Source organism: Vitiosangium sp. GDMCC 1.1324, assembly GCF_003044305.1.
GTDB lineage: Bacteria > Myxococcota > Myxococcia > Myxococcales > Myxococcaceae > Archangium.
The window spans coordinates 74,719-94,415 of the sequence record NZ_PZOX01000025.1; the positions used below are offsets into that span (position 1 = coordinate 74,719).

Below are 19,697 nucleotides of genomic sequence, written 5' to 3' on the forward strand. Positions count from 1 at the left end.
CCCGCACGGGCGGTGCGTCCGGGAAACGACGGGGCGAGGAAGCAACTCTTTCTCACGCCCTGCGATAATCCGGAAAAATCCCGCTCCGCAGCCCCGGGAGCCCCCCAGGGAGTCCTGTCATGACCGTCGGTTCCGTCGCTCAGCGCGTGCAGCCCCAGTCCACGTCGGCCGCCGCGCGTACCAGCTCGTCGCAGATTCCGGCGCAGTACCGTCAGTGGGCTCCCTACGTGGATGCCGCCGCCAAGAAGTACAACCTGGACCCCGCGATGATCTACGCGGTGATGAGCCGCGAGACCGGGGGCCGCAACATCAAGGGTGACGGGGGCCACGGCCGCGGGCTGATGCAGATCGACGATCGCTCGTGGGGCTCCTGGCTGAACTCGCACCACGGCGGCATGGATCCGGCGTCCAACATCATGAAGGGCGCGGAGATCCTCCGCTCCAACCTGGACTTCTTCAAGGGCAACACCAAGGCGGCGCTCGCGGCCTACAACGCGGGTCCGGGCAACGTGCAGAAGGCGCTGCGCAACGGGAGGGATCCGGACAGCGTCACCACCGGCCACGATTACGGCAAGGACGTGCTGTCGCGCATGAAGCAGTTCGCGGGCGCGAGCACCGGTGGCACCCAGGGGACGGACAAGCCGAGCTCCAAACCCACGACAAGCACGGGCTCCAAGCCGAGCGCCACGCTCAACGGCCTGCTCAAGGAGGGCAGCCGGGGCGCCCAGGTGCTGGACGCGCAGAAGGAGCTGAAGGCGGCGGGCTTCAACCCCGGCCCGCTCGACGGCATCTTCGGCCCGAAGACCGAGGCGGCGGTGAAGGCCTTCCAGAAGTCGCACGGCCTGGTGCAGGACGGCATCATCGGCCCGAAGACGTGGAGCGCGCTCAAGGGCGACCGCTTCGATCCGGCCCACCCGAAGCCGCCGTCCACGGGCGGCAACAAGCCCCCGTCCACGGGTGGCACGGGCGGTACCGGTGGTGTGGATGGTGGCGCGGCGCCGGGCTCCAAGCAGCAGAAGATGCTGGCGGAGGCGGCCACGCACATCGGCTTCCACGAGGGCGCGGGCAACGCCAACCCGTTCTCCAAGTTCTTCGGCCGGCCGGGCGAGGCCTGGTGCGCGGACTTCGTGAGCTACTGCGCCACCAAGGCGGGCCTGCACATGAACACCGCGTCCGCCCAGGGCGTGCAGGACGCGATCACCAAGCAGGGCAACTGGAAGGGCCGCAACAACCCGCAGCCGGGTGATGCCGTCACCTTCGACTGGCAGGGCAAGAACGGCTGGGCCGACCACGTGGGCATGGTCGAGAAGACCTTCAAGAAGGACGGCAAGCTCTGGATCCAGACCATCGAGGGCAACTCGAGCGACCAGGTGCGCCGCCGCCAGTACCCGGCCGACTCGGCCGTCATCAAGGGCTACGGCACCCTGTCCTGAGTCACATCCCATGAAGCCGAGCGGGGCGTCCGGGCGGGTTCCGGGCGTCCCGCTTCGCGTTTCGGGGCGCGCTCCAGGGACGGGGCAACCGGGTGCGCAGGCCGCCTGCCCTGATGGGGGGCGGGCAAGGGCCCGCACCATGTCCCACGCGTGCTTAGGCTTTGCCCCATGGGAGACATGGAGCTCGCGGAGGCACTCCGGCGGCAGGGCATCTCCGATACACGTGTACTCGAGGCCATCCAAGGCCTCGAGCGGGCGGAGTTCGTCCCGGAGTCGTTGCGGAGCGCGGCCGGTCAGGACTCGCCACTGCCCATCGGTTATGGGCAGACGATCAGCCAGCCCTTCATCGTGGCCTTCATGACACAGGCGCTGAGCCCCCAGCCCGGGGAGCGGGTGCTGGAGATCGGCACGGGCTCGGGCTACCAGGCGGCCGTGCTCGCGAGGCTCTGCGGTGAGGTGTACTCGGTGGAGGTCGTTCCCGAGCTCGCCAGGTCGGCCCGCGAGCGGCTCGGACGGCTGGGCCTCCACAACCTCCACTTCCGGGTAGGCGATGGCTCGGCGGGCTGGCCGGAGGAGGCGCCCTTCGACGCCATCCTCGGCACCGCCGCCCCCGAGCGGCTGCCCCCCGCCCTCTATCAGCAACTCCGGCCGGGAGGGCGCCTGGTCCTGCCGGTGGGTCCGCGGCATGGAGGGCAGGAGCTGATCCGTATCACCCGGCCACTCCTGGGGGAGTCGCCCAGGGTGGAGAAGCTGCTGGCCGTGCGTTTCGTCCCGATGACGAGCACGCCGGTGCCCGAGTTCCTGCACTGACAGGTCCGTGGCTTGTCTGACTTTCCAAGGCGACCGCCATGGGTCGTTGCCTTCTGCGCTCATCACGCGGACGAACGTGCGGTAGCCGGGCATCTGGCACGAGACTAGATCTGCGCCGGCTCAAAAACGGGGGAGGGCATTCTTCCAGGGGTGCCGGTGGGCTGCGAGGGGAACGCTTCGTCGCGCTCGCCGCATGATTTCAGAGCGAGAACAGGTAGCCCAAAGGAGGCGCAAGATGCGAGCCTTCAAGAATATGTCTGCGTTTGATAGAATGCGAAACAACGCGTTTGTCGGTGTTTCATCGGCCATTATTGGCCTCACCTTGGCCACGGCCCATGATGCGCGGGCGGAGCAACCGCCACCGCCCTGCCACCCCAACCCGCATGCGGCCGAGGATGTGGCAACCGTGGCCAATCGCGGCGACGTCGTCTCATTGCCTGGCCCGCTCAAGGCTCGGCTCGTCCAGCTCGCCGACCGGCCCCACTCGATCCTGCCGCTCCAGGTCTACGGGGAAGCTCCGTCTCCGAGCTTGCTCTTCCAGTATTACCTCCTGGAAACCAGCGGCTTCGAGCGCAACGTCTTCGTCAGTGTCATTCCAGGCGTCAACGACACCGCGATGAAGACGGTCACGGGCGGGAATTGTGGGTTGCCCACCGTCGGGTCGGTGCGACTCGTCGTCGAGCCGAAGCCGGGGCTCCCCACGGATCCGAACAACGTCCGTGCGTTCATCGACGTGTTCACGGACATTTCGGGGCTCTTCGTCATCAACAACGAGAGCGGCTGGTACGAGGGCTGGATGATCCATGACCTGGTCGTCCCTTCGGTCGCGCCTCCGCGTCCCGATGGGCATGCTCAGTTCGGAAAGATCACCGGCGAAGACGCCGTTCACCTCGCGAGGATGGGGTCCGGCAACAATGTTCCCGGACACATCTTCACGACCGATGGCAACGCGGTCCGGTTTCCGAGCGAAAGCGACCGGTTTCCCAGGTTCCAGACCAACGTCGTCCCTCTTCAGCTCAGCATGGGGGCGTATAACTCCCTACAGCAGTCCGATGCGCACAACTACTGGGAGTTCAACTACACCACGAACTGGATTCACCCACTCTACGAGCTGCCCTTTACCGGAGGCTTCCCGGATCGGATTGGAGCACCTCCTGATGCTTTCGAGGATGGGGAGATCGGCAAGCTGTCGTCGCTCGTTCCAGGCTCGGGGCCCTTCGGTGTGAAGAACAAGGCGAATGTGTATGGCGATAGTCCGTATCGCCCCCGCGACCCGGATCTCTTTGACGCGGACGTGGACTCCCAGCGTGAATTCCGCCAGCGGTTCATCCCGAGTGGGCTCGCCAATGAGGTGTTCCTGGATGTCTTTGTGCGGCGGGCTTCGTTCTTCCCCTGGGAGAACAATCTGAATCGCCGCCTCTTCCTCGCCTACGCCTTGGAGGTCGCGAGGGTGGACACGAACCGTGACGGAGTGGTCTCGGCCAGCGAGGGAGACGTCGACACGGCCTCCGACGGGTTCCCGGACAACACGAGGTTGTTCATCCCCGCGACCGCCTTCAATCGCTTCGCGGTGACTCGGGAGATCAATGATGGCTATCTGGCTCCGCGATTCGCTCCCAGCCAGAGGGCCTGGGTGCTGACGGGGGCGCTCCAAGCGGTCAGCCCGGTCGTCCCCGCTTCCGAGGGGCGTGACGGCGATGATCGTTAGTTGAGCCGGGCGCCTGGGGAGGGCATTGCCCTCCATCGAGCAACGCAGCCGCGGGGAGGCGTGGGCCTGCCCGCAGTGGAGTGGGCCTGCCGTCCAGCAGGCTCCTCCCGCCCCCTCGTACCGGGGAGGAGGCAACCAGCCCTCTCCGAGGCGGCCCTCAGAGGGTGCTGGGAGGAGCTGGCTGGGGGGTGAGGGCCTTCCGGCCGTGACGATGTGGGGACGGAGCCTCGGGCGCTCATTGCCCGGCTGGAGCGGGGCCGCTAACCTCTCGGCCATGATCATCTGCCCCGTGTGCGAGCACCAGCAGGCTCAGGGCGCCGAGTGTGAAGTCTGTGGGAAGAAGCTGACCGCGGTCGCCCCGGTGGCCGTGGCGGTGGCGCCGCTGGCGGAATTGGAGCAGACGCAGCTCGCGGGGGGCCGTGCGCCGGTGCCCGTCGCGGCGATTCCGGACCTGGAGCTGACGGCCCGGCAGCGAGTGCCGGATGTCGCCGTGCAGCCGGTGCCCGAGCTGGACACGGGGCGCTCGGCCGCGGCGGGCAACGTCATGGTGGCGCCCATTCCGGACATGGAAACGGGGAGAGCTGTCTCGGACGGAGTGAGGACGGCGGCGCCCACGGGCCCGGTCGTCTGCCGCTACTGCCGCAACGTGCAGGAGAGCGGGGCCGTATGCGATCGCTGCGGCATGAGGCTGCCCAAGGTGCGCCTGGCGCAACCCGAGACGGCCTCCACCCGCCTGCCCCAGGCCGGAGAGCGGACGTCGTGCCCGAAGTGCCATTCCCCCGCGTACGCGGGCCGGGCCTGCGTCACCTGCAGTACCCTCGTTCCGGCGGCCGAGTGATCAACCATCTATGAGCACGCCCGCGTTTCACGCCGAATATGCCTGCAGTGAGGGATGTGGCTTCCGCGCCTCGCTGCTGGAGGTTGTCTATCGCTGTCCGCGCTGCCAGGGGTTGTTGGAGGTGGCGCACGATGTGGAGGCGCTGAAGTCGGTTCCCGCCGAGGAGTGGCGGCGCCGCTTCCAGCAGCGCTTCGGGGCCTCGCGGCTGCCCCATGCCTCGGGAGTCTGGGGCAAGCACGAATGGGTGTACCCCCAGCTTCCAGCGGAGGACATCGTCTCGCTGGGAGAGGGGCGGGTGCCGCTCAAGGGACTGCCGCGCATGGCGGCGGAGCTGGGGCTGGCGAGCCTGGACTTGAAGGAGTGTGGTGTCTCGCCGACGGGCAGCTTCAAGGACTGGGGCATGACGGTCCTGGTGTCCGCGGTGAAGCACATGCGCGCCAGGGGAGTGCCCATCCGGGCGGTGGCGTGCGCGTCCACGGGGGACACCTCGGCGGCGCTGTCGGCCTACTGCGCGGCGGCGGGGATTCCCTCGGTGGTGTTCCTGCCGAAGGACAAGGTGTCGCTGTCGCAGCTGGTGCAGCCGGTGGCCAATGGGGCGCGGGTGCTGTCGCTGGACACGGACTTCGACGGCTGCATGCGGGTGGTGCAGCAGGTGACGCAGGACGCGGGCCTGTACCTGGCCAACTCGATGAACTCGCTGCGCATCGAGGGGCAGAAGGTGGTGGCCATCGAGCTGTGCCAGGACCTGGGCTGGGAGCCACCGGACTGGGTGGTGATTCCGGGAGGGAACCTGGGCAACGCGAGCGCGTTGGGCAAGGGCTTCGAGCTGATGCTGGCGCTAGGGGTCATCTCCAAGCGGCCGCGGATCGCGGTGGCGCAGGCGCAGCGGGCCAATCCGCTGATGAGGGCCTTCCGAGGAGGCTTCAAGGAGCTGCAGCCCATGACGGCCGAGCGCACGCTGGCGTCGGCGATCCAGATTGGGAACCCGGTGTCCTTCCGGCGCGCGGTGCGGATCCTGAAGGCCTTCGACGGAGTGGTGGAGGAGGCGACGGAGTCCGAGCTGGCGAACGCGGCGGCGCGTGCGGACCGGGAAGGGACGTTCGCATGCCCGCACACGGGCGTGGCGCTGGCGGCGCTGGAGAAGCTGGTGGCCCAGGGCGTGATTGCCCGGGGCTCTCGGGTGGCGGTGGTGTCCACGGCGCACGGGCTGAAGTTCCCGGACTTCAAGGTGGGCTACCACCGGGGAGCGCTGGCGGACGTGACGAGCCGTTACGCCAATCCGCCCAAGGATCTCCCCGCGGATCTGGACGCGGTCCGCAAGGCGCTCGCCGATCTCTGAAGGGTGCCCCTGAAGGTGGGGGTCAGTCGCTCGTGACGAAGAGGGGAGTGGCGAGGGGCCGCTCCTCGCAGTCGAGCGCCGAACCATCCTCCCAGGCGAGCATCAGGAAGTCGGCGGGCCCGTCGAGCGCGATGATGGGGTGGTGCCAGACGTTGGCGCGGTAGTTGATGCCCTGGCCGGGGCCGCACACGAATGCGCGGAGTCGGGGGAGATCCGGCTCGCCACGTGCGTCATCCGGGCACACGACCACGAGGTAGCGCCGGCACGCGAGGGGCGCGAACATCTGGGTCGAGCAAGGGTGGCGCTCCAGCAGACGCACCTCGAAGGGCAGGGCCTTGGACACCGAGCGGAACACGGCCAGGTTGGGCTGGGCCCCTGGCCGGGAACTGGTGAGCTGGGCGATCCGGTCGTACCGGGTGGCCGTTCCCTGATTGGCGCTGGAGCCCCCGTCGAGCTCCAGGCCGATGACGTCGCCGAAAGGGGCGAACTCCGCCCGTGTGAGGGGCCGCGCTTGGATGGGCATGCCCGGCGGAGTCTACCGCAGGGCGAGACTCGACGAGGCCCCCCTGTTCCGCTAGGGTCGCCGCCCCGTGAACGCAGAAACGCAGAACCTCCACGAGCAGCTCGAGCGCCTCCAGGAGGCGCTGTCCACGCGCCAGAGCACGCTTCTCTTCGCCCACGCGGGCGTGTCCTTCATCGTCTCGCTCATCTTCGGAGGCGCGACGGCGAAGCTCTTCTGGGACTCGGCGAGGGCGCCGTACGTGGCGTGGCTGGGTCTGGCGGTCACGGTGGGATTGGCCCTCTACGGCCTGGTGCGTTACCGCCAGGGCCGTACGGTGCTGGCGGACGAGCTGGTGCGTTACGAGACGATGCTGGAGCTGCGCCGCCGGCTGCGTCTGGATGACCCCACGGCCCTGTTGCCGCGGTGAGCCCCGCACGCAAGCCCGCTCGGAGCGGGCGTCTCATCGTTCTGGAAGGTCTGGACGGCGCGGGCACCACCACCCAGGTGGAGCGGTTGGCGTCCGCGTTGCGCGCAGAGGGCCACTCGGTGCTCACCACGCGCGAGCCCTCGGACGGGCCGGTGGGCGTGCTGATCCGGCAAGCGCTGACGGGGCGGATGGTGCTGCCGGGGCCTGGAGGCACGCAGCCCCTGGCGCCGGAGACGCTGGCGCTGATGTACGCGGCGGATCGGACGGATCACCTGCGAGCCAAGGTGCTGCCGGCGTTGGAGGCGGGGCAGGTGGTGCTGAGTGATCGCTCGGTGTTGTCGTCGCTGGCCTACCAGGGGGCGTCGCTGCCCATGGAGTGGGTGGAGACGATCAACGCGCACGCGGTGCCAGCGGACCTGACGCTGTACGTCGGGGTGCCCATCGAGGTGGCGGCGAGGCGGCGGGCGGCGCGGGGCGGGCCCGAGGAGCTCTTCGATGCGGAGGAGAAGCAGCGCCGCATCTCCAAGCAGTACGAGGCGGCCATCCGGCTGCGGGGCAAGCGCGAGCACGTGGTGCGCATCGATGGGGACCAACCGGTGGAGGCCGTGACGGCCGACTGCCTGACCCAGGTGCGCAAGTTGCTCGGACGGAAGCCCGGGCGCGCGGCGGTGAGGTAGAGTCCCCGGCCGCATGGAGCCCACGGGCGCAGCAGCGGTCATCATCGGTAACGAGGTCCTCACGGCGAAGGTGGTGGATGCCAACGGCCCCCACCTCATCCGGCGTCTGCGCGAGGTGGGCGTTCCCCTGCGCTCGCTGGAGATCGTCCCCGACGAAGTGGACGTCATCGTGGAAGCGGTGGCGCGGGCGCGGCTGCGGGCGAAGTACGTCTTCACGAGCGGAGGCATCGGCCCCACGCACGATGACGTGACGGTGCGCGCGGTGGCGCTGGCGATGGGGCGCAAGGTGGTGCGTCTTCCGGAGATGGTGGAACTCGTCCGCACGAAGGCAATGGACTCGCTGACGGACGAGGCGCTGCGGCTGGCGGATGCTCCCGAGGGCGCGGTGCTGATCCACCAGCCGGGGATCTGGTACCCGGTGCTGACGGTGGAGGACGTGTTCATGCTGCCCGGAGTGCCACAGCTCTTCCGGATGCAGCTGGAGTCGGTCCTGGCGCGGATGCAGGGCACGCCGGTGCACCTGCGGGTGCTGTACCTGGGCCTGGGGGAGAGCGCGGTGGCGGCGGTCCTGGACCGGGTGGCGCTCGACATGCCGCACGTGGCGATCGGCTCGTACCCGATGTTCGACCCGGCGCTGGACTACCTGGTGAAGGTGACGGTGGAGAGCGTGGAGAAGGCGGCCGTGGAGGATGCCGTGGCCCGGCTCCAGACGGGGCTGCCGGCGGGCTCGGTGGTCCGCACGGAGTAGAACGCCTCTCGAAAGTTGTCTGCTCAACACGGACGCGGAGTTCGTCGCGCCTCGACCCGGAGGTGAAGGAATTCTCTCCAAGCCTGTGAATTCGCTCACAGACACTGGACGGGGTGTGCGTGCACCCTGCAGGAAGACTGGGCCCGAGACCACGCATTCCGTGCTGGTGCCCTGACAAGAGGGGGAACGATGTCCGATACGCCGCGTCAGCAGGTGGATGAGGTCGTTCAGCTCCCTTCCAGCGAGCAGCCGGAAGAGGCTCTCTCGGAGTACGAGCACCTGGCGGAGGCCTGGGCCCGGCAGGGATGGCTGTTGCGCGCCATCGCGCTGTGCAAGGTCATCCTCCGGCTCGAGCCGGACCACGAGCCGACTCGGCGGTTGTTCGTGGAGCTCGATGCCCGGCGGATGGATCCGCTGACGCCCCCAGGGCCCTCTGTCCCGATGCCCGTGGTGGTGGTTCCGGCCAACGAGATGAGCTCGCACGAGGGCGTGGTGCCGCCGCGCGTCTCCCTGCTCGCGAGGCTCGGCGAGAAGGAGTTCCTGTCGGTGATGGAGGCCCTGGAGCTGCGGGACTTCCAGCCGGGGGAGACCATCGTCGAGGAGGGGGAGCCGGGCAATTCCATGTTCGCCATCGTGGAGGGGAGCGTGGAGGTGGTGCGGACGCTGAAGTCGGGGCGGCGGCGCACGGTGGCCTTCCTGGGCGAGGGGGACTTCTTCGGAGAAGTGTCGATCCTCTCGGACGTGCCAAGGCTCGCGAGTGTCAGGGCCTTCGAGCGCACGGCGGTGTTGGAGCTGACGCGGGCGCGGTTGGATCAGATCGTCCAGCGTCATCCATCCGTGGCGGAGGTGCTGCGGGCCTTCCACCGCGAGCGCCTGCTGACGGACGTGCTTCGTGCCAATCCGATCTTCCGGCTCCTCTCGCCCGACAGGAGGGAGGCCGTGGCCCGTGACTTCGAGCTGTGCGCCAGGCCGGAGGGGGTGACGCTGCTCGAACAAGGCAAGCCGGTGGACGCCCTGTACCTGTTGCTGAGGGGCCAGTGCCAGGCGCTGCACCGTCACCCGGATGGCGGCACGAGCCTCCTGAGGACGCTGGGCGAAGGCGACATGTTCGGGGAGATCTCCCTGATGCTCGGCCTGTCGGCCACCGCGACGGTGCGCTCGGAGACGGCCTGCCTGTTGCTGCGGCTGGACTGGGGGAGCTGCGAGCGACACCTCCTGGATCAGCCCGGGCTGTGCGAGGCGCTCTCTCGGTTGGGCAATGAGCGCCTCCTGTACTCCGCCGGGATGTTCTGGGCGCCCCCGGCTCCCGGCGATGCGTCGTCGCGCGGCAAGGAGCCGTCGCGCGTCTGACCAGCCGCCGTGCTCCGGGCCAGGTTTCGCGGGAGGCCCGGAGCCCTACATGTTGCCGGGCGGCTCCACACTGGGGCCCGCGCCGGCCTGGGCCTCGAGGTTCACCGGGGCCACGCCCCGCCGCAGCACGGAGTTGCGGTAGCCATAGGCGAAGTAGACGACGAGTCCGATGGCCAGCCAGATGCCGAAGCGCTCCCAGGCGTGCACGGGCAGGCCCTTCATCACGAAGAGACACGCGGCGGCGCCGGCGATCGACACCGGCCACACGAAGGGCACCTTGAAGGGCCGGGGCCGGTTCGGGTCCTTCAGGCGCAGCACGGGCACGCCGAGGCACACCAGCATGAAGGCGGACAGGGTGCCGATGTTGGTCAGGTCGTAGGTGGCGGCGTCATCGGCCACCAGCGAGCCGAGGGCCACCAGCACGCCGGTGACGAGCGTGGTGACATGGGGCGTGCGGTACTTGGGGTGCACCTTGGCCGCCCACGGGGGCAGCAGGCCGTCGCGCGCCATGGCGTAGAAGATGCGCGGCTGGCCGTACTGGAAGACGAGCAGCACCGCCGCCATGGAGACGACCGCGCCCAGGGAGATGATCCAGCTGAACTGCGTCAGCCCGGCCACCTCGAAGGCGTGCGCCAGCGGATCCGAGGACTTGAGCTGCTGGTAGGGGATGAGGCCCGTGGCCACGGCTCCGACGATGACGTAGATGACCGTGCACACGCCCAGGCCCAGGAGGATGCCCTTGGGCAGGGTGCGCTGCGGCTCCTTCGTCTCCTCGGCCGCGGTGGAGATGGCGTCGAAGCCGATGTAGGCGAAGAACACGATGGCCGCCGCCTGGTGGATGCCGGTGAAGCCATTGGGGGCGAACGGCGTGTAGTTCGCCGGGTTGATGTGCAGCGCGCCCACGCCCACGAAGAGGGTGAGCACCAGCAGCTTCACCACCACCATGGCGTTGTTGACCCGGGTGCTCTCCTTCACCCCGATCACCAGCAGCCAGGTGATGAGCATCACGATGAGGAAGGCCGGCAGGTTCACCAGCACGGGGATGCCGAACAGGCGCGGCGCCGTCTCCAGCAGGCCGTGGATGGCCGGATCCGTGCTCGCGTGCACGTTGTAGTAGCCGTGCGTGAGCCAGTCCGGGATGTGCACCCAGGGGGAGATGAGCGAGTTGAAGTACCCCGCCCAGGCGATGGCCACCGCCACGTTGCCCACCGCGTACTCGAGGATGAGATCCCACCCGATGATCCACGCGATGATCTCTCCCAACGTCGCGTAGGAGTACGCGTAGGCACTGCCGGCCTGGGGGATCATCGAGGCCAGCTCGGCGTAGCAGAGCGCCGCCAGGGCACACACCGCGCCGAGCAGCAGGAAGGACACGGTGAGGGCGGGGCCAGCACCGTGGCGGATGACCTCGCCACTCGGCAGCACCTCGCCGGCGGCCGCGGTGCCGAGTGTGGAGAAGATGCCGGCGCCGATGACCGCGCCGATGGAGAGCATCACGAGGTCGCTGGTGCCGAGCGCACGCTTCAGGCCGCCGGACGACTCGCCCTCGGGGAGGAGATCGGCGATCTGCTTGCGTTGGAAGAGAGAACGCATGGGGCGTGCGAATTACCACGTTCCCACCCGTCTGGTCTCCTCCCGTCCGTGCCGCGCCGCGTTGGCCTCCCGCCCGAGGAGCGGCGGGGCTCCGGGGGGGGAGCGGGCCCGCCCCAGAGGGGAGCGGGGGACCTGTCAAGCACCGGCTGGCTGCCCGGCGAGTGCTCATGGGGCTTATCCTCTAGGCATCGGGACGGCTAACTCCGCGTTCTCTGAGGCTCGTGAGGAAGGAAGGGAGTCCATGCAGGTCGTCAGTGTGAAGAAGGCGCTGGATGGTTCGGTGGCACCGGACACGAAGGTCGAGGTGCGCGGCTGGGTGCGCACGCGCCGTGACTCGAAGGCGGGCATCAGCTTCGTCAACGTGAGCGATGGTTCGACCTTCGATCCGATCCAGGTGGTCGCGCCCAATACGCTGCCCAACTACGAGAAGGAGGTGCTCCACCTCACCGCCGGGTGCTCCGTCGTCGCCCGCGGCACGCTCGTGAAGTCGCAGGGTAAGGGCCAGTCTTTCGAGATCCAGGCCGATGAGGTGCAGGTGCTCGGCTTCGTGGAGGATCCGGACACCTATCCCATCCAGCCCAAGCAGCACACGCTGGAGTTCCTCCGCGAGGTGGCCCACCTCCGGCCGCGCACCAACACCTTTGGTGCCGTCACCCGCGTGCGCCACGTGGCGGCCCAGGCTGTCCACCGGTTCTTCCACGAGGAGGGCTTCTTCTGGGTGAACACGCCGATCATCACCGCCAGCGACGCCGAGGGCGCCGGGCAGATGTTCCGCGTGTCCACGCTGGACGCGGTGAACCCGCCGCGCACGGACACCGGGAAGATCGACTGGGGCAAGGACTTCTTCGGCAAGGAGGCCTACCTCACCGTCTCCGGCCAGCTCAACGTGGAGGCGTACTGCCTGGCACTCTCGAAGGTGTACACGTTCGGGCCCACCTTCCGCGCGGAGAACTCGAACACCACCCGTCACCTGGCCGAGTTCTGGATGATCGAGCCGGAGATCGCCTTCGCGGACCTCAACGAGGACGCGAACCTGGCCGAGCGCTTCCTCAAGTCCGTCTTCAAGACGGTGCTCGCCGAGTGCGGACCCGACATGAAGTTCTTCGAGGAGCGCCAGCAGAAGGGCGTCATCGAGCGCATGGAGAAGTTCATCAACTCCAGCTTCGAGCGGATCGACTACACCGACGCGATCGACATCCTCAAGAAGGCCAAGAAGAAGTTCGACTACGCGCCGGAGTGGGGCAACGACCTGCAGACGGAGCACGAGCGCTACCTCACGGAGGAGCACGTGGGCCGGCCGGTGGTGGTGATGAACTACCCGGAGAAGATCAAGGCGTTCTACATGCGCCTGAACGAGGACGGGAAGACGGTGGCGGCCATGGACGTGCTGGCGCCGGGCATCGGGGAGATCATCGGCGGCAGCCAGCGCGAGGAGCGGTTGGACGTGCTCGACAAGCGCATGGTGCAGTTCGGCCTCAAGCCCGAGCACTACCAGTGGTACCGGGATCTACGGCGCTACGGCTCCGTGCCGCACGCGGGCTTCGGGCTCGGGTTCGAGCGGCTCATCGTCTACATGTGCGGCCTGCAGAACATCCGCGACGCCATTCCCTACCCGCGCGTGCCGGGCTGGGCGCAGTTCTGACGCCTCCCAGCATCGCGCGGGCGTGAGTGCCTGCCTCAGTAGTGCCAGGGGAAGCGCGAGTAGTCCTGATCGCGCTTCTCCAGGAAGGCGTCGCGGCCCTCCTTCGCCTCGTCGGTGCCGTAGGCGAGCCGCGTCGCCTCTCCCGCGAAGAGCTGCTGGCCCACCATGCCGTCATCGGGCAGGTTGAAGCCGTACTTCAGCATGCGCATCGCCGTGGGGCTCTTCGAGTTGATGAGGCCCGCCCACTCCAGGGCCACCTCCTCGAGTTGTGCATGTGGCACCGACGCGTTCACCATGCCCATGGCCGCGGCCTGATCCGCCGTGTAGTTGAGCCCCAGGAAGAAGATCTCCCGCGCCTTCTTCTGGCCCACCTGCCGCGCCAGCAGCGCCGAGCCGTAGCCGCTGTCGAAGCTCGCCACGTCCGGATCCGTCTGCTTGAAGAGCGCGTGCTCCTTGCTGGCCAGCGTCAGATCGCACACCACGTGCAGACTGTGCCCGCCGCCCACCGCCCAGCCCGGCACCACGGCGATGACGATCTTCGGCATGAAGCGGATCAGCCGCTGCACCTCGAGGATGTGCAGCCGGCCCAGCTTGCCCGGATCCGGCTTGCCGGCCTCGTCGCCCTCGTACTTGTAGCCGTCCTTGCCGCGGATGCGCTGGTCTCCACCCGAGCAGAACGCCCAGCCACCATCCTTGGGCGACGGCCCGTTGCCGGTGATGAGCACGCAGCCCACGTCCGTCGTCATGCGCGCGTGATCCAGCGCGGTGTACAGCTCGTCCACCGTCTTCGGCCGGAAGGCGTTGCGCACCTCGGGGCGGTTGAAGGCGATGCGCACCGTGCCCTGATCCACGGCCCGGTGGTACGTGATGTCCTCGAACTTGAAGCCTTCCACCTCGCGCCAGCGCGCGGGATTGAAGATGGCGGAAACTGTCATGGTCGCTCCTCCTGGCGGAGCGCGCGACCCTAGTGACGTCACCCCCGAGCGTCAACGAGCGCCTGTGCGCGCGGCGCTACCAGAGGCCTGGCACGAGCCGGTAGCGGGTGCGCCGCGTGTACTCCTCGTAGCCGGGCAGCTCGCGCTGGAGGGTGCGATCCTCGAGGGCGGTGCGAAGGATGAACGCGGCCATGGCGATGCTCGCGGGCACGTACGCCCAGAGCGAGCCGAAGACGAGCGGCCAGGCCACCAGCATCATCAGGAGCCCCAGGTACATGGGATGCCGCACGAAGCGGTAGGGGCCCGTGCTGATGACCTTGTGCTCCCGGTCCTTCTGCACCCGCACCGTCGTCTCCAGGTGCGGGTTGGAGATGAAGGCCCACAGCATTGGCAACTGCCCCAGGACGTGCAGGATCACCCCGGCGGGCTCGCACCACGCGGGCATCGACGTCCAGCCGAACCGCCCGTTGTCGAGCCCTCCGACCACGGTCATCGTCAGCAGCATGGCCAGATAGGTGTTCGTGATGATCCGGTCGAAGGGCTTGGTGTCCTCGCGCTCCTTCCATCGCTCCTCACGGAGCGCCGGGTTGAGCACGCGCGTGGCGAACCCGTTGACCGCGAGGCTGAAGACGACCAGCCCCGCGAAGATCCATCCGCCCCTCCAGTCGAGCCGGCCCGCGGAGAGGAAGATCAGCGCGCCCATGACGAGCAGGCTCAGGGTGACGAGCAGCGACTGGGGCAGGGCTCTCTTCTTCTCGGCTGCGAGCTCGGGGGGCATCGCCGGGTTTTGCGACACGTCTGCATCTCCTGGGCTGGCGGGCATCATGTCCCGAGCGCGTTGCCGCTCGGAAACCCCCTCGAGCGGGGAGTGTCCCCGGATGCCTCCTCGAACCACGAGCAGGCATCCGGAGCATCATCCGTGGAGCCTCACGGGAGGAACTGGATGTCGTCGAGGTAGAGGGTGCCCTGGTCTCCGCCCGACTGGTCCTGGATGTAGAAGTCGCGGAGTGTGCCGGCGCTGATCCCCAGGGTGTTGAGGGGGAGGGTGATCTGCTGCCAGGTGCCCGGTTGGATGGCGTGTCCCAGCGCCTCGTCCAACCGGATCTCCCCGAGCGTCTGGGAGCCGTCATGGAGCACCAGCCGCGCGATCTGCCCACCGGCGGTGCCACCGTTCACCCACAGCGTGAGCGACTTGTAACGGCTCAGATCGACTCCCGTGCTGCTGTGGAAGAAGAGGGCGTTATAGCCGTCCGGCTCGAGGGCGATGGCCGACGTGCCCGCGTGCACGGTGCCGTGCTCGTCCAGGGTGTGCGTCGCCCAGCTCCAGTCATTGAATCCGGAGCCGAGCCCATCCGCGTAGAGCGGGAAGGGAGGCGTCCCGGGAGGCGGCGTGCTGGAGCGCACCAGCCGGACGTCATCGAAGTACACGGTGCCCTGATCCCACCCCGTGTCGTCCTGGATGTAGATGTCGCGCACGGTGCCGGTGGACAGGCCCACGGTGCTCAGCGGGATGAGGACCCGCTGCCACGTGCCCGCCAGGATGGGATGGCCCAGCAGCGAGTCCAACCGCACCGAGCCGAGCAACTGGGAGCCATCGTAGAACGCCACCCGCACGCCCTGGCCGCCGCTCAGGCCTCCGTTCACCCACAGCTCAAGCGCCGAGTACTGGCTCGCATCGAGCCCCGAGGTGTGGTGGAAGAAGAGGGCGTTCCAGCCATCGAGCTCGGCGGAGATGGACGCCAGGCCGTTGTGCACCACGGTGCGGCTGTCGAGGTCGTGCGTGGCCCAGCTCCAGTCCGTGAAGCCATCGCCCGTGGAGTCGTCGTAGACGATCGTGTCCCCGGCGGGATCTTCCGTCAGCCCGTCCATCCGCGCCACGCCCTCGGTGACGGTGACGATGTCGACGTTCTTGCTCTGGACATAGTCGAGGATCACCTCGAAGTCGCCGATGTTGGTCTCCGTGGACTGCGTGGGCGTGCCACTCACGAACTGGTGGAAGGTGAGGATGAGCCAGCTCTTGTCGGCGGCGGCGCTGTCGATCCACGCGCGCACGGTGTTCAGGCTGATGGCGGTATTCACCTCATGGGCTCGGAGCTGGAGGATGTTGGAGTCCTTGAAGTTCTGGCCTCCATTCACCGTGCGGTGGCTGCCGTAGTACTTCTGGAGGGTGGTCAGCACGCTCGCGTTGTAGGCGCCGTAGGGCGAGGCGAAGGCAGGTACCGCCTGCAGGCCGAACTGCGTCGCGAGCCACGCCTGCGAGTCGCGCAGCTCCGCCTCCACCTGCGTCGCGGAGACGGTGGTGAGATCCGGGTGCGTCATCGTGTGGGCGCCGATCTCATTGCCCTCGGAGATGAGCGTCTGGACCTGCGGCACCGTCACGAAACCGGTCCACCCGTTGCGGATGCCCTCGGTGACGAGGAAGTAGGTGGCGGGGATGCCTCGCGCGTTGAGGGCCGGGCGCGCCGCCGTGAACTGCGAGGGCCACCCGTCATCCAGCGTGATGCTCACCATGCCCCGCTGGAAGGGCGTCGAGGCCCACGCAGGTCCCGTTCCCAGAAGCAGGGCCACCGCGAGCCCCCGCAGCATCCGACGCACCGCATTCAATCCGTCCATGTGCACCCCTCGTCATGGATGCCCCCCTCCATCCTGGCTGTTCCATGTTTACTTGTTTGTCGAGGGTTCTGGATATTGGATTCGGGTTCACCCCCGGCGCGAGCAGGCGGAGATCCGTTGCAGCACGGCCTCACGCACCGGATGGGGGAGTGACTCAATGACGATCCGGCGCAACACCCCCTGGGTGAAGGTGGCGCCGCGAAGGATCCTGGCCTCCTCCAGCTCCTTCCAGGGGGCGGCGAGCTGGTCGGCTGGCAATCCCAGCACGTACGCGGCCAACTCCAGACTGAAGTCCGAACCCGCGAGCGCCACGGTCCTCGCCAGCCGGAGCGCATCCGGGGAGAGCCGCTTGAGCCGCTGCTCGACAATCCAGGTCACCCGGTCCGACGGGGGCGGGACGGCGGGAAAGCTCCCGTTGAAGTCGCCGGCCGCGACGAGGCTCCGGGCCGTCTCGATGATGAAGAGCGGGTTGCCGCCCGTGTACCTCGCCATCTCGGGAGCGCTCGTCTCCAGCCCGGGGACGGACATGCCGGCGAGCAGCTCGCCGACGGAGCCCGGCGCCAGCGGTTCCACCTCGAGCCAGGTGGCCAGCCCTGCCTCCCGGTGCTCGCGCAGCCTCTCCTCGAATCCGGAGGACAGCTCGCCCATACGGAAGCAGGTGAACAGCCGCAGCGCGTCCTCCTCGGGCCGGGTCTCCAGCAGGAGATCCTGCACGCGCAGGTGCAGCTCGAAGCTGGCCGGGTCGCACCGGTGGGCATCGTCGAGCACCAGGGCCGCCATGTCCTCACAGCAGGCGCGGATCAACCGGGCGAGCGCCTCGGCGAGCCGCGCCTTTTCCTCGGGACAGGAGGGCAGGGGCGGTGCACTGGGGCCAAGCTCCGGGACGAGCCGGGCGATCTCCTGCCGTACCCATGGCTCCAGGGGCCGCTCTGGCGCGAGCCCCAGGACCGCTCGGGCCACTCGGGCGCTCGTGGCGTAGGGGGTGGGAGGATCGGCGGGCCTGGCCGCGACCAGGAGCCAGGAGCCCTGGGCACTGCTGAAGTCCGAGACCAGCCGGGTCTTCCCGATGCCCGCCTGTCCGAGCACATAGGTGGGACGGCTCTCGGCCCAGGCCTCCTCCAGCACCTCCCACTCGTGATCGCGTCCGACCAGCACGGGTGGGGAGAGCACCAGCAGGGGAATCTCCTCTGGAGCTGGACGCAGCCGGGTGCGCTCCGCATCCGAGGGCCGTTCGATCCCCTGGGCGAGCGCCCGCGTCTCGGTGGAGGGATCGATCCCAAGTTCCCGGTGGAGCAGGGCCTGGCAGTCCCGGTAGGCCTGGAGAGCGGAGGAGCGGTCCCCGCGCAGCAGCAGCAGACGCATCACGGTCCGCCAGGCCTGCTCGGAGGTGGGCTGGAGGTGGAGCTGGCGCCGTGCCGCGTCGAGCGCGGAGCCGAGCTGGCCTTCCTGTTCCAGGCGGAGGGCCTCGGCCTCGGCGGCGCGGCATTGAAAGTAGTGGAAGCGCGTGCGCTGGATGCGCAGCCACTCATCCAACTCGGCGCAGTCGTCGTAGGTGAAGCCGGCGAGCAACTCTCCGTGGAAGGTGGAGAGCCGGGAGTATTCGCACGCCTCGAAGCCCTCCCGGAAGAGGCGGGTGTCGATGAGGAGGTTCTCGCGCAGCCACACGGGATCCTCCCCCGAGAGGCTGTCCTCGCCCAGGGCCAGCCTCAATCGTCGCAGGAGCTGGCGGAGGTTTCCGCGGGCGGCCTTGTCGGGGGTGTCCGGCCACAGGAGTCCGGCGAGCCGACTGCGTTCCGTGGGGCCCTCGATGGCGAGGTAGGTCACCAGCGCAGCCGCCTTGCGCTCCAGGTGCCTGGGGGCACTCTGGGGGGAGGTCACACACGCACGTCCAAGCAGTTCGATACGCGTGCTCGCGGCATCCATTGGTTCCCCCTCCTCCCAAGGAGTCAGGATTCTCCACGCCCTGACAGGTCGGCCGCAAGGCCATCGTGAACAGGTTGAACGTGTGAAGACAGACACCTGTCACGCCGCAGTCACGCCCTGTACTGCGGGCCATGGGCACACATCACGCGCCAATCACGCACTGGCCACACAGTTCCCAAGAGGGACCGAAGGTCCTGGATTTGCTCATGCGGAGAGAGGGGGAACGATGTCTTCGATTCAGGGTGTGAAGCATTTCACAGGAGGCCCTCTGCTGGGGGCCGTGTGCCTCCTGGCGACGTCGGCCCTCGCGCAGGACAAGACGGAACCGGTGGCCGCTCCGGTTCCGATCGCCACGAAGGCTCCTGCCGCTGCTCCGGCCGCGCCGGTCATCGTCAACGCGGAGATGGTCATCAATGATCTCCTGAACCAGATTGCCTCGCACAGTGGCCGGCTCGAGCAATTGCTCCGGGAGCGAGAGGCCCTCGTCGCGCAGCTCGACGCGGCTCGGGGGAGCCAGGACAAGGGGTCCGCCAGCGCGAGGGCGCAGGAGCAGAAGCTCGTCCAGGCGGTGGAGAACAAGGACCGGGAGCTCCAGGCGTTCGTCCACAGGCAGGGGCAACTCCTGGCGCTCGCCGGGGCGCAGCAGGAGAAGCTGGGGTCGCTCGAAAACCGGAAGCGGTACTTCCGGTTCGTTGTCGGAGCGGGTGTGCCGCTGTACCGCTTCCCGGATCTCCAGCTCGGGTCCTCGGGCCTCGAGCCCACCTCGGGAAGCGGTGGCCGCACCACCGGGCTGACGCTGGATGCGTTCGGGGCAGTCGCGTTCCTGCCCGTGGATCTGAACAGCCGGGATCGCCGCCAGACGTTCAGCCTGGGGCTTCTGCTCGGACTGGGCGGCGGTGGATTCCCGGCCAACCTCTATGCCGGACTGACGTTCAAGGTCTGGTTCCTCTACCTGAACGCCGGGCTCAACGTCCGGAAGGCCCAGGGAGGAGATGCGCCGCCTGTGACTCAACCCGCTTTCTGGCAGGGCAATTGGACGCCCACCCTCTTCGCGGGGCTGTCCCTGGACTCGGAGGCGCTGCTCGCCCTCCAGGAGGTGCTTCCGACGAAGTCCTCTCCGGAGGGCTTGGAGGTCGAGCCGAGGTAGGCGGAATGTCCC

Annotated in this window: 17 protein-coding genes; 11 read left to right on the top strand and 6 right to left on the bottom strand. The window is 68.3% G+C overall.

All coding sequences use genetic code 11. The features are described from left to right. The first annotated feature begins 119 nt into the window (after positions 1-119). From DAT35_RS47195 to thrC, 5 genes are all read left to right on the top strand, one after another. Positions 120-1,433, top strand: a complete 1,314-nt coding sequence (locus tag DAT35_RS47195) for a peptidoglycan-binding protein (protein WP_108075926.1) — start codon at positions 120-122, stop codon at positions 1,431-1,433. Between the two features lie 168 nt (positions 1,434-1,601). After that, a complete protein-coding gene (locus tag DAT35_RS47200) occupies positions 1,602-2,243 on the top strand; it encodes a protein-L-isoaspartate(D-aspartate) O-methyltransferase (RefSeq protein WP_108075927.1) in 642 nt (213 codons plus the stop codon). A gap of 406 nt (positions 2,244-2,649) precedes the next feature. Further along, positions 2,650-3,951, top strand: coding sequence for a hypothetical protein (locus DAT35_RS47205; RefSeq protein ID WP_199243219.1), 1,302 nt, complete (start codon positions 2,650-2,652; stop codon positions 3,949-3,951). Positions 3,952-4,225: 274 nt separating this feature from the next. Beyond that, positions 4,226-4,789 carry a hypothetical protein gene (locus DAT35_RS47210; RefSeq protein WP_108075928.1) on the top strand — a complete coding sequence of 188 codons (564 nt, stop codon included), beginning with the start codon at positions 4,226-4,228 and terminating at the stop codon, positions 4,787-4,789. A 10-nt stretch (positions 4,790-4,799) separates the two neighbouring features. After that, complete coding sequence (thrC, locus tag DAT35_RS47215; RefSeq protein ID WP_108075929.1) at positions 4,800-6,128, top strand: threonine synthase; 1,329 nt, start codon at positions 4,800-4,802, stop codon at positions 6,126-6,128. 22 nt (positions 6,129-6,150) lie between these two features. Here thrC and DAT35_RS47220 read toward each other — a convergent pair whose 3' ends face one another. Next, a complete protein-coding gene (locus tag DAT35_RS47220; protein WP_108075930.1) occupies positions 6,151-6,651 on the bottom strand; it encodes an ureidoglycolate lyase in 501 nt (166 codons plus the stop codon). A gap of 67 nt (positions 6,652-6,718) precedes the next feature. On the opposite strand from DAT35_RS47220, the gene DAT35_RS47225 reads away from it, so the two are divergent. The 4 genes from DAT35_RS47225 (at position 6,719) to DAT35_RS47240 (ending at position 9,832) form a co-directional block, all read left to right on the top strand. Continuing rightward, the gene (locus DAT35_RS47225) at positions 6,719-7,057 is read left to right on the top strand and encodes a hypothetical protein (RefSeq protein WP_108075931.1); all 339 of its coding nucleotides are present in this window, start codon (positions 6,719-6,721) and stop codon (positions 7,055-7,057) included. Then, positions 7,054-7,734 carry a dTMP kinase gene (gene tmk / locus DAT35_RS47230; protein ID WP_108075932.1) on the top strand — a complete coding sequence of 227 codons (681 nt, stop codon included), beginning with the start codon at positions 7,054-7,056 and terminating at the stop codon, positions 7,732-7,734. Before DAT35_RS47225 ends, tmk begins: the two co-directional genes overlap by 4 nt. 13 nt (positions 7,735-7,747) lie before the next feature. Next, the gene (locus tag DAT35_RS47235) at positions 7,748-8,482 is read left to right on the top strand and encodes a molybdopterin-binding protein (protein WP_108075933.1); all 735 of its coding nucleotides are present in this window, start codon (positions 7,748-7,750) and stop codon (positions 8,480-8,482) included. A 189-nt stretch (positions 8,483-8,671) separates the two neighbouring features. Next, complete coding sequence (locus tag DAT35_RS47240; RefSeq protein WP_108075934.1) at positions 8,672-9,832, top strand: cyclic nucleotide-binding domain-containing protein; 1,161 nt, start codon at positions 8,672-8,674, stop codon at positions 9,830-9,832. Between the two features lie 45 nt (positions 9,833-9,877). Here DAT35_RS47240 and DAT35_RS47245 read toward each other — a convergent pair whose 3' ends face one another. Then, on the bottom strand, positions 9,878-11,425 hold the full coding sequence (locus tag DAT35_RS47245; protein WP_108075935.1) for an amino acid permease: 1,548 nt from the start codon (positions 11,423-11,425) through the stop codon (positions 9,878-9,880). A 241-nt stretch (positions 11,426-11,666) separates the two neighbouring features. On the opposite strand from DAT35_RS47245, the gene asnS reads away from it, so the two are divergent. Beyond that, positions 11,667-13,067 (top strand): asparagine--tRNA ligase, encoded by a 1,401-nt coding sequence (gene asnS / locus DAT35_RS47250; protein WP_108075936.1) that lies wholly within the window; start codon positions 11,667-11,669, stop codon positions 13,065-13,067. 35 nt (positions 13,068-13,102) lie between these two features. Here the strand turns inward: asnS and DAT35_RS47255 are convergent, their stop codons facing one another. From DAT35_RS47255 to DAT35_RS47270, 4 genes are all read right to left on the bottom strand, one after another. Continuing rightward, a complete protein-coding gene (locus tag DAT35_RS47255) occupies positions 13,103-14,002 on the bottom strand; it encodes a 1,4-dihydroxy-2-naphthoyl-CoA synthase (protein WP_108075937.1) in 900 nt (299 codons plus the stop codon). Positions 14,003-14,078: 76 nt separating this feature from the next. Next, on the bottom strand, positions 14,079-14,798 hold the full coding sequence (locus DAT35_RS47260; protein WP_158502167.1) for an isoprenylcysteine carboxylmethyltransferase family protein: 720 nt from the start codon (positions 14,796-14,798) through the stop codon (positions 14,079-14,081). Between the two features lie 131 nt (positions 14,799-14,929). Beyond that, positions 14,930-16,615 (bottom strand): polysaccharide deacetylase family protein, encoded by a 1,686-nt coding sequence (locus DAT35_RS47265; RefSeq protein WP_233262124.1) that lies wholly within the window; start codon positions 16,613-16,615, stop codon positions 14,930-14,932. 87 nt (positions 16,616-16,702) lie between these two features. After that, on the bottom strand, positions 16,703-18,493 hold the full coding sequence (locus tag DAT35_RS47270) for a BTAD domain-containing putative transcriptional regulator (RefSeq protein ID WP_158502168.1): 1,791 nt from the start codon (positions 18,491-18,493) through the stop codon (positions 16,703-16,705). A 271-nt stretch (positions 18,494-18,764) separates the two neighbouring features. Here DAT35_RS47270 and DAT35_RS47275 point away from each other — a divergent pair, with 271 nt between their 5' ends. After that, positions 18,765-19,685, top strand: coding sequence for a hypothetical protein (locus DAT35_RS47275; RefSeq protein WP_108075940.1), 921 nt, complete (start codon positions 18,765-18,767; stop codon positions 19,683-19,685). The last annotated feature ends 12 nt before the right edge of the window (positions 19,686-19,697 follow it).

Bases quoted from the DNA above. Each gene is read 5' to 3' on its own strand.
- DAT35_RS47195 (WP_108075926.1), top strand. From the start codon at position 120: ATGACCGTCGGTTCCGTCGCTCAGCGCGTGCAGCCCCAGTCCACGTCG.
- DAT35_RS47200 (WP_108075927.1), top strand. From the start codon at position 1,602: ATGGGAGACATGGAGCTCGCGGAGGCACTCCGGCGGCAGGGCATCTCC.
- DAT35_RS47210 (WP_108075928.1), top strand. From the start codon at position 4,226: ATGATCATCTGCCCCGTGTGCGAGCACCAGCAGGCTCAGGGCGCCGAG.
- thrC (WP_108075929.1), top strand. From the start codon at position 4,800: ATGAGCACGCCCGCGTTTCACGCCGAATATGCCTGCAGTGAGGGATGT.
- DAT35_RS47220 (WP_108075930.1), bottom strand. From the start codon at position 6,651: ATGCCCATCCAAGCGCGGCCCCTCACACGGGCGGAGTTCGCCCCTTTC.
- DAT35_RS47235 (WP_108075933.1), top strand. From the start codon at position 7,748: ATGGAGCCCACGGGCGCAGCAGCGGTCATCATCGGTAACGAGGTCCTC.
- DAT35_RS47240 (WP_108075934.1), top strand. From the start codon at position 8,672: ATGTCCGATACGCCGCGTCAGCAGGTGGATGAGGTCGTTCAGCTCCCT.
- DAT35_RS47245 (WP_108075935.1), bottom strand. From the start codon at position 11,425: ATGCGTTCTCTCTTCCAACGCAAGCAGATCGCCGATCTCCTCCCCGAG.
- asnS (WP_108075936.1), top strand. From the start codon at position 11,667: ATGCAGGTCGTCAGTGTGAAGAAGGCGCTGGATGGTTCGGTGGCACCG.
- DAT35_RS47255 (WP_108075937.1), bottom strand. From the start codon at position 14,002: ATGACAGTTTCCGCCATCTTCAATCCCGCGCGCTGGCGCGAGGTGGAA.
- DAT35_RS47265 (WP_233262124.1), bottom strand. From the start codon at position 16,615: ATGGACGGATTGAATGCGGTGCGTCGGATGCTGCGGGGGCTCGCGGTG.
- DAT35_RS47275 (WP_108075940.1), top strand. From the start codon at position 18,765: ATGTCTTCGATTCAGGGTGTGAAGCATTTCACAGGAGGCCCTCTGCTG.